At 30.7% G+C, this 17,389-nt stretch carries 3 protein-coding genes; 1 reads left to right on the top strand and 2 read right to left on the bottom strand.

The features are described 5' to 3' along the window. The coding region (locus ACKI3Q_RS09550) for a MarR family winged helix-turn-helix transcriptional regulator (protein WP_407416361.1) at positions 1 to 315 on the bottom strand (315 nt) is incomplete at its 3' end. Between the two features lie 366 nt (positions 316 to 681). Further along, entirely contained in the window at positions 682 to 3,891 is a 3,210-nt protein-coding gene (locus ACKI3Q_RS09545; protein ID WP_407416360.1) for a C1 family peptidase, read from the bottom strand. Positions 3,892 to 4,559: 668 nt separating this feature from the next. On the opposite strand from ACKI3Q_RS09545, the gene ACKI3Q_RS09540 reads away from it, so the two are divergent. Further along, positions 4,560 to 17,387, top strand: coding sequence for an amino acid adenylation domain-containing protein (locus ACKI3Q_RS09540; RefSeq protein ID WP_407416359.1), 12,828 nt, complete (start codon positions 4,560 to 4,562; stop codon positions 17,385 to 17,387). The last annotated feature ends 2 nt before the right edge of the window (positions 17,388 to 17,389 follow it).

The following is a 17,389-nucleotide window of genomic DNA, read 5'->3' as shown; positions in this document are numbered from 1 at the left end:
CTGTTCACTTAAAGAAAGTAGTCTTCGGGTTTTATTGTTCGGGTCTTTAGTTCGTATTACAAATCCTTTGTTTTCAAGATTTTTTAGAGTTCTGGCAACAACGGGTTCGGATACGCTGAACGTTTCTGATAAATCTCGTTGTGTGATATTTCCATTGTCCACATAAATTCTTAAAATATAATGTATTTCAGCGGGAGATACATTAGTTCCTTCCAGTTTTTTTTCAAAAAAGTTTGTATGCCCTTTTAAAATTAAATTTAGTGCAGGATATAACGGAATTATATCCATCTTTTCAATCTTATTTAACGTGTCCATTGTATTGCCCCAGCAAAAAAACTTATCATGATAAGTTCATGTTTATTATTATTTAAATTTATTGTAAATTAATATTTGTTAGAAATCTGAAGCTAGTTAAAAAGAACCAAAAGTTGCATAATCCAGATTCGCCATTGTTGATTGGGGATGTTAAAGAGAATGATGCTGTCAAAGAGGTTAGTGAACCCCGCTATCTTGATGTAAAACAAAGTTTATTTTAAAATATTTCGTTATGGTTAAAATTTTTCAAAAAATCTATGATATTCATGCAATTATTTAGAAATTATACTTTTTCTTATGTGAAAATGAAATTTTTAAAAAACTTCTTGTAAATAATTCAAAAAATAAAAGAAAGGATTAATTAAATTAATCCTTGATTGTAATTGTGTTTGCGATTTTCATCCCGTCATATTCGGAAGTGATGATGTACTCCCCTGCCATGAGGTTAATGTTTAGTTTGGCTATTCCTTGGGAATCTGTGTATCTTATGTAGAGAACTCCGTTTATGTTGAATGTTACTGCAGCTTTATCCAGAGGTTTTCCTTGACCATCAAGGACTGTTACGTTGAATGTTGAGCCGTCTTTATATGTCATTTTCATGTCGGTTGCGTTCATGGTTGGCAATACTGTAATGTTATATGACATCATAAGTCCGGTTAACGGATCGATTGCGGTTAGGATGTATTCTCCAGGGTTTAGATTGATGTTTAATCTTGCAGTGCCGTTTTCATTGGTGGTTCTATTGTAGAATACTCCATTGATGTTCATGATAATGTTAATTCCACTAACTGGATTTCCTTTACCATCAATAAGGTCAATGTAGAACTGTGAAGCGTTTCTGAAGTATTTTACTAGATTTTCAGCTATTAATGTTGGCAATACTGTGATTGTGTTTTCAACTGTTGTGCCGTTGAATGTTGTTTTGATTGAGTAATTTCCCGGCTCTAAGTTAATGGCTATTGTTGCAGTTCCGTTTTCATCACTGGTTCTGGTATATGTTACACCATTGATTTCAAAAGTTACAGCTTCGTTAGCAACACCAATTTCTGCAGTAAATTGGGAATCATTTTTATAGATTTTTACTAAATCTTCAGTGTAGAAAGGTAAATTTTTAGTATAAACTTTTATAATTGCTGATTCATTATTTTCAGATAAATCTGTCCAGTTGTTACCATCATCACTTACAAATGTGACATTTGGTTCTACATGACCCCTTATTGTACTCATATACATACTATTGCTTTTAATCATCACTGAAAATTCATCCCCCATCTTAATTGGGATGCATTTATTTAAATTAATGGTTGAATATCCATAGTAATCGCTTATGCCGCTTTGATTGTATACATTTTCACCATTTATGAATATTGAAATTTCATAGGGGTTATTATTAAATATTGTTCCAACAGCTGCAATTAATTCATTTTCTTTTGCAACATATTTGTTCATAAAATATGTGCTGTTCTTTGTTTTATAATTTGTACTGATTTCATGTTGGTAAAGTTTATCATAATCTTCAGTATTTTTCAAAATAAATCCCATAGATTCAAAAACAGTACAGAAAGATACATCATAATATGATATGTAGAAATATCCATCATCTCCAAATTCAGTTCCCCAACTGTTTTTTATGATGAATGCTCCATTTCCCGGAGCGGTTGTAGGGAAGTATGAAGCAGGATAATCATCATCCCATCCAACAGCACATACTACATGATTCATAGTTATATTTTTGTTATTGTAATATCCATATGTTGTAGTGTTTAAATATTGGTTATCATGGAAATAATTTACTGCTATACCTCCATATTTAAGTATTGCTTCTTTAATTCCATTGTTATCTGTTGAATTTTTTCTTTCTGAAATAAATAACATATCTTTCATATGCAAATCCTGTGGAGTAGCAATTAAAGGAGATATTTTTCCAAGTTCGTCATAAGTATCAAATTCAGTAGGTGACACACCAAGCCAACTGGAATAATAGTTCGCTGCTAAAATTACGTTTCCACCTTCATCAAAGATTTCTTCACCGTATTTTGAATATTTTAACATAGTATTTTGAAGGTTATTTTCTGAAAAATCATAAGTAATATTGGTAAACCTAATTAATGATGATTCTAGTGCTGCTGTTACACCAAACGCCCAGCAAGCACCCATAGAGCCCTGATTTTTAACAGGGGAAACCCATCCCCAATCACGTAAGTCAAATCTTTTTGGAAGAGTCACCACATTTATCGTGTTGTTTATCAAATCAAATTTCATTTGGGATGATTCAACAGTCAATTCGTAGTTTGTATTGTTTAGGGATAATTCATCATTTGTGAAATTATTACCTCTTTCTGTATATGATTTGTCATATACTGTGTAAATACTTACACCACTTTCTGCAGGATTATTAAAATAATTTTTGGATAAATCTATTTTGCAGTCATATGCATAAATTGATGAACCTTCGCTTGCTTCGTTATTTTCAAAAGTACAGGAATCTATGATAATTTTTCCCAAATCAAAGTAGCATGCACCTCCATTTGAAAAATTTTCATAAAGTCCGCTGTTTGAAAAAAATCTTGAATTGGAAATATTGACTTGATTTGTCCAGGAAGTATAAATGGATCCTCCATCAAATGCTGCTTTATTTAAAGTAAAGTTTGTATTGTCAATAACTAATTTTCCTGCTAGTTGAAGGTAAGCTCCACCAAATTCTGAAGAACAATTAATGAACTGGGAATTCATAATTTTAATAGTTCCGTTACCTTCTCCTTTTTCACCTCCAACATCGGCAAAAATTGCCCCACCATTTTTCCCGGAGCATGTATTGATAAAATTAGAGTTTTCTATCTCAACTTCGTCGAAAAGTAATTTAACTCCTATTGATCCTGCTGTCATTATTGCAGTCAAGTTATAAAAATCAGATTTTTTAATTTTTATTTTACCTTGAACAGAATTAATCGCAGTTGAATATTTGGAGGTTGCATTTGCAAAAGTTGTATTTTCAATGAATAGTGAACAAGCAAAAATGTTGATAAAACCCCATTTTAATTCAATATCACTAGTGAAAGTTCCATTTTTTATGTTTGTTTCTCCCTGACTATAGATTGCAGCACCTTTGACACAATAATTATTGGTAAATTTGTCATTGATACTCTCATACTCTCCCAAATTTAGAATGGCTCCGCCGAACTCACTGGCATTATTATTTTCAAAAGTTACATTGTTAGTTGTAAGTTCAATGCCGCGATTGATAAAAATACCTCCTCCATAAACAGCTTTTCCATTTATGATATTAAGGTTTTTAATTGTCACGTTATTTCCCCTAATATTAAATATTCTTGTTTGGCCGTTTCCATCAATTGTGTGTCCGTTACCGTTTATAGTAAAATCATTTTTTTCTATTGTGATTCCATAACTAATGTTTGCATCAGTCTCATTATTATACACATAATCTTGCGTTATTTCTACACACTCAGTACTTAAATTAATTTCATCTTGAAGTGCTGTAAAGTTCCCTTCAGCCGAAACAGCACTAATAGAAATGAATAGTACAGTCAACACAAGAAGAATTTTTATTTTCTTCATTTGTTTATCCCCTATATTAAAATTGTGTAGATAATCATTAAGTTTCAATAAAAATAGTTTAATGTTCTACATTTAAATTATTATATTTTTATATATAAATATTATTCAAATTCTATAAAACACGAACATTATTCTTTAATTCAGATAAAAAATTTAGGGGTCTGAATTTTTTTTAGTTTGGGAATGATATGGGACAATTCTAAAGTGAAGACTAGTCAGCTTATACTTCAATATAATTTGTCGTCAATTGATGAAACTTGGTTGCTTCTTTACCTATGAAACAAAATTCACTAAAAAGTAGTGGATAATTTCGCTACTTTTTTATAAATTCTAATGTTTCATCAGTTATTCGCAAATTAATCTCCAAATTAATAATTCCTGAATTCAAAAAACTCACAAATCATCTCACGGACTCAATAATAGCAATAACATCCAATAAAATCGAAAAATGCTCCATAAAAACTTCTAAAACACATAAAAAAATTATTTAAAACAGATAAATAATTTTAAAAAGATTTAATCTAAAATTAAAGTATTAGGATGAGACAACGCGATTTACTAAAAATCACTTAAGTTCTTGAAAGTGCCGAAAAGTCAAAAATTATAAAAAATATATATTTTAATTAATAAAATTATATAATATAAATTTTAAAGGGGATTTTTTTTCAATGGATTCAGAAAAATTATCATTAAAAGGTATTTTTAAAGATTCAGCTGATGCTGAAATATTTTTCAGAAAGCAAATTTTTGAAATTGATGAAGAAACATTTATCACTCCTGATTTAAATGGGGATGAGTTTGAAGGTTCAATGCATAGTATTTCATCATTTATTGATTGTGAAGATATAAATAGATTATGTGTAGACTTGGATATTGAGCCAAATATCCTGTTTTTATCTATTTTCAGTTTTGTGCTGTCAAAATTTGTTTATAATAAAAATTTATTTATCTCAAATAGTATGATGATTACTGGAAATTCATTTGATGAATATTCATTAATCTTAAATTTAGATACAAATTTGGCTGTTAAATCTTTTTTAAATCAAATCAATGATACTTGGTCAAATTCAGTAAACTACAATGATTCATTGTCAAAGATTGTCGATGAAATGGGTTTTAATCCTAAATTATTATATCAGTTCAATAATCAAAATGTTTCTGAAAATAATTATAATATCATTTTTAATGTAATTGAAAAAAATGATTATTTTGAAATTATATGCAAGTTCAATGATGCACTATATTCTCCTGAAATAATTAGTACCTTTTTAAACAGTGTTTTAATTGTTTTTAATAAGTTAATTAAATTGTCAAAAGAAGATTTTGAAAATACCTTCCTTAAGGATATCTCCATTGTAAATCGTGAAGTTTTAAGTGTTGATGATTTTGAATATGTTGAAATTGAAGAATCCCGAATTAACAAGATTTTTGAAAAGCAGGTTGAATTGCATGGTGATGAAGTAATTTTAACTGCCAGTGACGGCAGCTATACTTATAATGAGTTAAATGAAAAAGCTAACCGTATTGCTCATGCTTTAATTAAAAAAGGGCTTGAAATTGAAGATAAGGTCATGATTGTTTTAAAACGTGACAGCAGTATTTTTGCTTCAATTTTTGGAATTTTAAAGGCAGGGGCTTGTTTTATTCCTGTTGATTCTGACTATCCTTCTGACCGTATTGAGCATGTTTTAACTGATAGTGGGTCAAAATTCATCATTGTTGATGATATTGTTGATATTAAAAATATTGATTTGTCCTCTTACTCAGATAAACTGCTGCAGTTCAGTGAATTGCTTGAAGAAAAGGATATTTCTAATCCAACCGTTGATGTTTTGCCTGAGAATTTGGCATATATAATTTATACTTCAGGTTCTACAGGTCTTCCAAAAGGTGTGATGCTGGAACATAGAAATGTAGCAAACCTCATCTATCCTCATCCGGACAATTTGCATACTTATGAACTGGTCACCAATCTCAAAAAGGAGAATTACAAGGTTTTATCCACAACAACTGTTGCTTTCGATGTATTTGAACAGGAAATAATGGGATCTCTTTTAAATGGTGTTCCTGTAGTCTTTGCAGATGACAATGAATACAAGGACCCTGTTGCGACACTGGATTTGATTAAAAGGACGGGTGCAAATGTTTATGTAGTGACACCTTCACGTTTGCTTCAATATTTGGAAATTAAATCTATGCGGGAAGCACTGTACGATTTTAAAGCATTCTTGATTGCGGGTGAAGCATTTCCTCCTAGACTATATGATTTGCTTTCCGAAAATTCCAATGGAAAAATATACAACCTTTACGGACCAACAGAAGCAACAGTCTATTGTAATGGCCTTTTGCTTGAAAACTCACAAATTTGTGTAGGAAAATCATTATTGAATGTTTATGAAGAGGTTATGGATGAAGATTTGAATCCTTTGCCCCCAAATGTAATTGGTGAATTGTGTATTGCAGGTAAAGGGGTTTCAAGAGAATATCTGAACCGTCCTGAAAAGAATGCCGAAGCATATGCTGAGATTAATGGAGTTAAATTTTATAGAACTGGAGACTTTGCAAAGGTCACTGAAGATGGGGAATACTATATATTTGGAAGAATGGATAATCAGATTAAGCTTAGAGGATTCAGAATTGAGATAGGTGAAATTGAATCCGCCATTAAAGAATTTGAAGGTATAAAATTTATTGTTGTAGCTTTAAAAAATATTAAAGGTACAGATTATTTATGCGCTTACTATACTGTTTTTGATGAGTTTAAAAAGGAAGGTCAGGATTATTCAATTGATATTGCTAAATTAAAAGAACATTTAAATGAAAAATTAACTTATTATATGGTTCCTACAGTTTATATGGAATTGGATGAAATTCCTCAAACTGCAAACGGTAAAACTGATATTAGAAATCTGCCCAAACCAATTTTAATAACTGAAAATGTCGCTCCTGAAAGTGAAACTGAAGAGAAATTATTTGAAATGCTTTCGGAATTTATAAATATTGATAGTTTTGGTGTTACTGATGATTTGTATGCCTTTGGATTTACTTCATTATCACTAATGAAATTTAACGCAGATATCTATGAATCATTCAATGTTAATTTGGATATCCATGAATTGATGGAGAATCCTACAATAAGAAATGTCGCTAATCAGATTGATAATGCGGGATTTGATAATGATTTAAATGATTTAATAAAGTCTTCAACAGAAATTACCTTTTACCCATTGATGGATAATCAATTGGGCGTATATTACGAGTGTGCTCAAAATCCTGATGAAGTGCAGTATAATCTTCCATCTGTAGTAAGGTTTGACAGCAGTATCAATCCATATAAACTTAAAGAATCCATTATTAAAACAATTGACTCATATCCTTATCTTAAAACCAGAATAGTCCTCCATAATGGACAATTGATGCATAAACGTGATGATTCGATAGCTATTGATGAAATTCCTATTGTCGAAATAAATGAGATTTCTGATGAAGAAATTGAAAAAGAAAATGTCAAAAGATTTGAATTATTAGATAATCAATTGTTCCGGGTTAAAATCTATAAAACAGATAGTGAAACAATTTTATTCTTTGATATACATCACATAATATCTGATGGCGAATCCATTGATTTATTATTTAATAACTTTGCTAATGCATATAATGGTGAAGAAATAGAACCAGAGGTTTTCAATGGTTATATTTGCTCTTTAATTGAAAAAGAAGCCAAAAATAGTGAAGAGTATGTTGTAAGCAAAAAATATTTCCATGACCAGTTAACCAAGGAAGTTGACTCAACTATACTGGTTCCTGATTTAAACAATGATCAAGAGGAGGGCCATTTGGAATCAGTCTTTAAAAGCATTGATTCAAAGCCAATAAAGAAATTCTGTGCGGATAATAGAATTTCTCCAAACACATTGTTCATGGCCAGTACCATACTGACTTTAAATAAGTACACATTTAATGATAAAACTCTGTTGACAACCATATTTAATGGAAGAATAAATTCTAATTATTTGAATACACAATCATTTCTAGTTAAAACATTCCCAATTGTTTCTATTAATGAAGACAGGAATATTTCCGTAAGGCAATTATTTAATCAAATTGATAAGTTGTGGAAAAATGCAATAAAGCATAGTAATTATCCATATATTAAAATAGCTGAAGAATTTGATTTGAAACCTGAATTCATGTACACATATAACAATCTTGAAAATGAAAATATCAAATTGGATGATAAAGTCTATAGAATTAAAAATTTGAATTCCCTTGAAACAAATTATAAAATAACTTTTGATGTTAATGAAAATGAAGACTGTATGGAATTAGTTATTTTATATAATGACAGTTTGTACACTAAAGAATATATTAAAACTTTCTTGGAAAGTGTTTTATCAACATTAAATCAATTTATAAATGAAAATATCGAGCAATTAAAGATTAATGAAATTGAATTAAGTGCACGTGAAGAGATTCCTACTTTTGTGCCTGTTGAAAATCCAATTTTGCATAAACGCTTTGAAAAACAGGTCAGTGAAAATCCAGATAATATTGCTCTTGTTGCAAGTGATGTCATATTAACTTATAAGCAATTGGACCAAAAAGCAAATATTATTGCTAATGCTTTAATTAATAGAGGTGTTGAACCGAAAAATAATGTTTTAGTAATGCTTTCAAGGGATAGTAATTTAATTGCTTCTATTTTAGGAATTCTGAAGGCGGGTTGTGCATTTATTCCTATTGACCCTGAATATCCTGATGAGAGAATTAGTTATATTTTTGAAAACAGTCAAGCAGATTATATTATTTCTGACAGGTCAGGAAAAAACTTTTTAGATATCAATGAGCTGCTTGAAGAAGAAAACACTCAAAATCCTGATGTAAACGTGGAAGCTGATGATTTGGCATATATGATTTATACTTCAGGTTCTACTGGCAATCCTAAGGGGGTAATGATTTCTCATGAAAACATTTGCAATCAGGTTCAAAACCCTAAATCAACCTATGAAAGTTTACTTTGTATCACAACAATTTCCTTTGATGTGTCTGTTGATGATATCCTGACATCTCTCTCAAATGGTTTGAAATTGATATTGGCTGATGATGCTCAAATTAAAATCATTCCGAAATTAATTAAGTTAATTGAGGAAACCAAACCTGAAGTTTTGGATATTACTCCTTCAAGACTTGCATCCTATCTTGAGGTTAATGAATTCTGTAATGCGATTTCTTGTTTAAAATGTATTTTCATAGGTGGAGAGCAATTTTCAGCTAGAGTATTTGAAGATTTAAGAAAATACTCTGATGCAATTGTTTATAACAGTTATGGTCCAACAGAAACAACAATCACATCTAACAACAAAGAAGTGACGGATATTAATAATCTGACTGTAGGACTTCCTTTAGATAATTATATGGCTGATGTTCGTGATATTGATGGTAAGTTATTGCCTTTAGGAGTTATGGGTGAATTATACATTGGTGGGGTTGGTGTAGGTAAAGGATACTACAACTTACCTGAAAAAACCAAAGAAGTATTTTCAACCATCAATGGCATTCCATATTATAAGAGTGGAGATTATGCTATTGAGCTTCCAAATGGCGAAATTGATATTAAAGGAAGAATTGATAATCAAATTAAATTGAGAGGATTGAGAATTGAAATTGGTGAAATTGAATCCAATATAAATAAATATCCCGATATTAAGCAAGCCGTTGTAGTAATTAAACAAATAAACAATAATGACCATTTATGTGCATATTATACTGCTAGTGAGGTAATTGATAGTGATGATTTAAAAAAATTCTTAAAGGGCCGCCTCACTCGTTACATGGTTCCAACAGTATTTATGCAATTGGATGAGATTCCAAAAACACCAAATGGCAAAACAGATATTAAAAATTTACCGGAACCAATTTTAACAACTGAATATGTATTGCCAAAAAATAATGTTCAAAAAATGTTATATGACATATGTAGTGAAATTCTGAATTTCAAAGAATTTGGTGTTACGGATAGTCTATTCAGTTTGGGTTTTTCATCATTGTCATTAATGAAACTTTCACATGAGATATATTCAAGTTTTAATATTTCATTATCTTTTAAATCATTGATGGATGCAGAAAATATTTGTGATTTGGAAAATCTTTTAAATAATGAAGGTAATGTTGAAAAAATTAATTATGAAAAACAGGAATATTACCCATTAAGCCATAATCAGTTAAACGTTTACATTGAATCTGTTAAAAATCCTAACAAGTTAGTTTATAATATGGTTAGCGTTATTGAAATGGGTAAGGATATCAATCCTGAAAAATTAAAAGAATCTTTTATAAAAGTAATTAATCACCACAGCTATTTAAAAAGCATCATAACACAAAAAGATGGTGAAGTACGGATTAAACGTCAGGATGATGCTGAAGTAAATGTGAATATTATAAATAAGGAATGTAGTAAAAAACTTCAGGAAGAATTCGCAAAACCCTTCAATTTACATGATTCTCCACTTTACCGAGCGGAAATATATAATTATGATAATCAAACCACATTGCTTTTAGATGTTCATCATATTATTTTTGATGGTATGTCATTTAATGTATTCATTAGAAATTTAATTAATGCATATCATGGAGATGAATTGTTAGAAGAGACATATACTGGTTTTGAATATATTCTTGAAGATTACAGACAAATGGAATTGGATTCTTTCAAGGAATCTGAAGAATTCTTCAATTCCAAAATAACCGAGATTGACATTAGTACAGATATTGCTCCGGATATAAGTAAACCTATTGAAAACGCTAGATTGGGTGAATATTATAATCAGATGAGTAAGGAGGCTATTGATGAATATTGTAAGAAATATAATATCACTCCGAATAATCTTTTCTTGGCTGCATCCCTTTTAACATTGAGCAAATACACATATACAAGGGACATGTTAATTGCAACCATTTCAAGTGGAAGATTGGATCCTAATTATGAAAATACCATTGCTATGATTGTCAAGACTCTGCCTCTCATTCATAAGATTGATGCAACTCAAAGTGTGGGTGAATATTTCGATTCTATCCAGAATACCTTAACCCAAACAGTAAATCATGAAAATTACCCTTATACCAAATTATTTGAACAATATAACATCAATCCAAATATTTACTACGCGTATCAAGTGGGAATTAATGAATATGACCAGATAATCAATGAGGAAGGCAAAATAAATTCATTAAATATCACAGACCTTTCACTTGATTTACCAAAATTCAATTTAAGTATTTACATTGAAGAAAATAGAGAGAATTACCTAATATTTTTAAGATATAATGATGCTCTTTATTCTTCTGATTTTATTGTAGATTTGACAAATAATATTAAATTGATGGTTAAAAAATTACAAAAGGATATTGATGCTCCAATTGAAGCAATATCAATGTTGTCTGACGAAAAAATAGAGGAATTATGTGAGATTCATAACTCCTTTGAAAAAATTGAAATTAATACAAGTCTGAAAGAATTGTTTGAGGAAACTGCTGAAAAATACAGCGAAAATATTGCCTTGTTGGATCATGGACAAACATTAACATATAATCAATTGAATTCTCAGGCAAATAAAATTGCAAACAGTTTAGTTGATTTGGGAATAAGTCCTGGAGACCATGTCATTTTAAAACTTGAAAGGTCATCCAAATTGATATCTGCTATTTATGCGGCTATAAAAGCAGGCGCTTCTTTTACTATTGTATCAACCGAACAGCCCGAAGAGCAAACTGAATTTATAAGACAGGACACTAATGCAAAACTTATAATCCAGTCAAATGTAGATGAATTATTGGCTAATGATAATAATGCCAATTTGGATATTGACATTAAGCCTGATGATTTGGCATGTATTGTCTATACTTCAGGCTCAACAGGAAAGCCAAAAGGAGTAAAAATTAATCATAAAGGTTTAATTAATTATATAACTCCTAGTGAGGACAATATTGCGATACATGCTATACAGAATGATGTTTCAAACATGTTGTCATTAACAACAACCACATTCATTGCATTTTTAAGAGAAGCATTAGCCACAATCATTAACGGTACAAAAATAACATTGACCAGTGATGAAGAGTCTAAGAACTTATCCAAACTCATCAGATTAATTAAAGAATCTCAAGTTGATGGTTTATCTTTAACTCCATCAAGAATTCAGGAATACATGAAAGTCATTGAATTTAAAGATTTGTTGGATCAATTCAAGGTTATAATCATCGGTGGGGAGAAATTTATCCCATCTGTTTATGATGATTTGATTGAATGCACTACTGCTAAGATATTCAATTCCTATGGATCTTCTGAAAACACAATAGCGACACATCAAAAATTGATTGATAGTGAAGAAATAACTGAAGGAACTCCTATTCCAAATAATATTGATTTAATAATAGATATTGATGGAAATCCACTGCCTAACAATATTACTGGTGAAATTTGTACAGCAGGTGTTCAAACTTCTCCGGGATATTTAAATCGGCCTGAATTAAATGAATCAGAGTTTATAACTGTTAATAATTTGAGGTTTTATAAAACTGGTGATTTGGCTTATAAAAATTCCGATGAGGAATTGGTAATAATTGGAAGAAAAGATAAGCAAATCAAACTCAGGGGTCAAAGAATCGAGCCGGGTGAAATCGAATCAGCAATTTCTAAATATCCTGATATTGAAAGTGTAGTGGTGACTGTTAAGCAAATCAATAACCAAGACAATCTGTGCGCTTATTATACCGGTCGTGATGAAATCAATGTTGAAAAATTAAAAGAGTATCTTTCAACCAAATTAATGAGGTATATGGTTCCTACTTCATTCACTCAACTTGATGTGATGCCTAAAACACCGAATGGAAAAATAGATACAAAAAATTTACCATCTCCAGAAATAAGCACAGAACGTATAATGCCTGAAAATGAACTTGAAGAAAGCATTTTTAAAATTTGTGCCGAAATTGTAGGTTTCAATGATTTTGGAGTCACTGACAATCTTTATGGAATAGGTTTCACCTCATTGACTATGATGGGTTTAAGCACTGAGATTTACAACACCCTTGATAAGGAAATCAATATCACTAGTATCCTTCAAAATCCGACAATCCGAAGCATCGTTGAAAATATCGAGATTAATGAAGGATATGATGATATTTCTGGCGAATTTGAGGAAGATGAATCTCAATATTACGAATTAACTCCAAATCAGCTGGGAATTTACTTTGATTGTGTTAAAGACTTAGATAAAGTAAACTATAATCTTCCAAAATACATTGATTTTGGAGATGATATTGATGAAAACAGGCTTAAATCAGCTATTATAAAAGTAATTAATTACCATCCATATTTAAAAACAAGAATTGTTATGCAAGATGGTATTGTATATCAAGAAAGGCAAGATAATCTAATCATTGATGACTTGATTGAACTTGTTGAAGTGGATAATGTTGATGAGAAGTTCAAAAAGGAATTTGTTAAACCGTTTGACTTAAGTGAAGGTCCCCTATTCAGATTTAAAATTATCAAAAATAATGATAATGTTTCTCTTCTCTGTGATTTCCATCATATTATAGTGGATGGAACATCATTAAATATTTTATTTAGACAAATAGCTTCAGTTTATGATGATCCTGATTTGGAATTTGATAAAAACGATTTGGAACCTCTTAATGGTTATGAATATTCTCAAAAAGAAGTCAAAGTTCAAAAATCTAGACATTATAAAGAATCAGAAATGTACTTCTTTAATAAAATTAAAGACTATGATGAAGGCAGTTTAATTTCTCCGGATTTAAATGGTATTGAAGAGGAAGGACAATCTCGTTCATTATCCAATGTAATCGACAAAGAGATGATAGATGAATTCTGTAATGATGCATCCATTACTCCAAATAATTTATTCCTCTCTGTTTCAAGTTTTGTATTTTCAAAATTTGTCAATAACAGAAACCTCTTGTTTGCAACAATTACAAATGGAAGATTTTCTCCCGATGAGCAAAATACATTGGCCATGATGGTTAAGACCTTGCCACTGTCTTTGGAATTAAATAGCGATTTAAGTTTCAGGCAATATTTTGAATATATCAATAAGGAATGGGTAAGTACATTATCTCATTCATCATATCCGTTAACTGAAATTGTAAATAAATATGGAATTGTTCCTGAATTTTTATTTGCCTTTAATGGTGACATTATAGAAGAGATTGAGATTAATGGAAAGGTTGTTGAACGTGAAGGATTGGAATATGAAGATTTGCAATTCAAGTTGAGTCTGTTTGTGTCTGAAAGCAATGGAAAATATGATATTACATGCCAATATAATGACGCATTATATTCTTCTCTATTAGTAAACACATTTTTAGACAGCATCAGCATTGTTTTAAATAAGTTAATTAAGTATGGCTCTGGAGAATTGGCGAATGTTTTATTAAAAGATGTGTCCATCATTGAAAGGGGTCTTAAGAGTGTTGATGATTTGGAATATGTTGAAATCGAAGAATCCAGATTAAATAGGATTTTTGAAAAACAGGTTGAATTAAATGGTGAGAAAGTAATTTTAACTGCATCTGATGGTGAATTCACTTACAATGACTTGAATGAGAAGGCAAATCGCATTGCTCATGGCTTAATCAAAAGGGGTGTTGGAATTGAAGATAAGGTCATGTTAATTTTAAAACGTGACAGCAGTGTTTTTGCTACAATTTTTGGAATTTTAAAGGCAGGAGCATGCTTCATTCCTGTTGATTCAGACTATCCATCTGACCGTATAGAACATGTCTTAATCGATAGTGAATCTAAATTCATTATCATTGATGATATTGTGGATATTAAAAATATTGATTTGTCCGCTTATTCAGATAAACTGCTCCATATTAGTGAATTGCTCGAAGAGGAGGATATTTCCAACCCTGTCGTTGATGTTACAGGTGATAATTTGGCATACATCATTTATACTTCCGGTTCCACAGGACTTCCAAAAGGTGTAATGCTAGAACATGGAAACGTAGCAAACCTTGTCTATCCTCATCCGGATAATTTGTATACTTATGAAATGGTCACCAATCTCGAAAAGGAGAATTACAAGTTTTTATCTACAACAACCATTGCTTTCGATGTATTTGAACAGGAAATAATGGGATCTCTTTTAAATGGTATTCCTGTTGCCTTTGCAGATGACAATGAATACAAAGATCCTATTGCAACACTGGATTTGATTAAAAGAACTGGTGCAAATGTTTATGTGTCCACACCTTCACGTCTGCTCCAATATATGGAAATTGAATCCTTCCGACAGGCAATGTGTGATTTTAAAGCATTCTTGATTGCAGGTGAAGCATTCCCTCCTAGACTATTTGACATGCTTTCCCAAAACTCCAATGGAAAAATTTACAACCTTTACGGACCAACTGAAACAACAGTCTATTGCAATGGCCTTTTGCTTGAAAACTCACAAATCCGTGTAGGAAAACCATTATTGAATGTATATGAAGAGATTATGGATGCAGACTTCAATCCTCTTCCTCCAAATGTAATCGGAGAATTGTGCATTGCAGGAAAAGGTGTTTCAAGAGCATACCTGAACAGTCCTGAAAAGAATGCTGAATCGTATATGGAAATCAATGGAATTAGATTTTACAGGAGCGGAGACCTTGCTAAAATCACGGAAGATGATGAATATGTTATAATAGGTAGAATGGATAATCAGATTAAACTTCGAGGTTTGAGAATAGAAATTGGAGAAATCGAAACTGCTATAAAAGAATTTGAAGGTATTGAACATCTTGCGGTTGTTGTTAAAAAGATTAAAAACAATGATCATTTGTGTGCATACTTTACAGTTTATGATGAGTTTAAAACTGATGAGGAAGGGTATTCTATTGATATTGCAGCTTTAAAGGAATATTTAAATTCAAAATTAACTTATTATATGGTTCCTACAGTTTATATGGAATTAGATGAAATGCCACAAACATTAAATGGTAAAACAGATTTAAAGAATTTGCCAGAACCTGTTTTAATTACAGAATATGTTGCTCCTGAAAATGATATTGAAGCATTCTTTGCCGATACCTTTGCAGAAGTTTTATCTCTTGATAAGGTTGGAGTAACAGATAATTTCTTTGAAATGGGTGGAACCTCTTTACTTGTAACTAAAATCACTCTTGCAGCATTAAATCGAAACTTCAATATTAGTTATGGGGATATTTTTGATAATCCAACTCCTCGTAAGATTGCAGAATTTATTTTAACTGATGATGACTTGGATGTTTCACTTAGTGAAGAGTTTGATTATGATTATTCTGAAATTAATGAACTATTAAAGAAAAATACTTTGGATAATTTCATTAAAGGTGAAAATGATGATGACTTGGGTGATGTTTTATTAACTGGGGCGACCGGATTTTTAGGTATTCATGTTTTGAGAGAATTATTGGAAAATACTGACAGTAATGTTTATTGTTTAATTAGATCAAGAAGTAATTTATCTGCAGATAAAAGATTAAAATCGTTATTGTTCTATTATTTCTCAGAAAGCTATGAAAACTTATTCAATAATAGATTGCATGTTGTTGAAGGCGATATAACTAATTATGCGGATTTTGAAAAATTAATTTCACATGATATTGACACAATTTTCAATTGTGCTGCAAATGTTAAACATTTCTCTTCAGGTACTGATATTGAAGATATAAACTTTGGTGGAGTGTTGAATGGTTTAGAATTTGCTAAATTAAAAAATGCTAAATATGTGCAAGTTTCAACCTACAGTGTTGCAGGTGAAAGTATAAATAATTTCCCTCCGGAAGATTATATGTTTAATGAACGAGATTTATTCATTGGGCAAGGTATTGATAACCAATACCTCAGAAGCAAATTTTTAGCAGAAAGGGCTGTTCTAGAAGCAGCAGTCGAGGATGATTTGTCTGTTAAAATCATGAGGGTAGGAAACCTAATGGCTAGAAGCGATGATGGTGAATTCCAACTTAATTTCGATACAAATGGGTTTATCAATAGGCTTAAAGCTTTCGTTACTATAGGTAAAATTCCTTATTCAATGTTAAGTGATGCCGATGAATTAAGTCCGATTGATGTAACGGCCAAATCTATTGTTGAATTATCAAAAACACCTAAAGAATGTGTTGTTTTCCATCCGTATCAACATTACAAAATTTGTTTTGGGAACATAGTGGATATTATTAAACCATTGGGTCTTGAAATTGAAGCTGTTGAAGACGAGGAATATGAATACTATCTCAATCAGACTTTAAATGATAAAGATAAACAAGATGGAGTATCAGGTTTTATCACTTCTATTGGATCAGGTAAATTTAAAAAAGTTTGGCTTGATTGTGAAAATGAATACACTATCCAAGTATTGTACAGGTTAGGTGTTAAATGGCCTATAATATCAAAAGAGTATATTTATACATTTATAGGCTATTTAAATGATTTAACTTTTTTTGATTAAGG

The organism is Methanobrevibacter sp., from assembly GCF_045636185.1.
Lineage (GTDB): Archaea > Methanobacteriota > Methanobacteria > Methanobacteriales > Methanobacteriaceae > Methanocatella.
The sequence above is the reverse complement of the archived record's forward strand: the minus strand, read 5'-3'. Positions and strand labels throughout refer to the sequence as shown.

Excerpts from the sequence above, each read along its gene's own strand:
- ACKI3Q_RS09540 (WP_407416359.1), top strand. The coding sequence starts at position 4,560 with ATGGATTCAGAAAAATTATCATTAAAAGGTATTTTTAAAGATTCAGCT.
- ACKI3Q_RS09545 (WP_407416360.1), bottom strand. The coding sequence starts at position 3,891 with ATGAAGAAAATAAAAATTCTTCTTGTGTTGACTGTACTATTCATTTCT.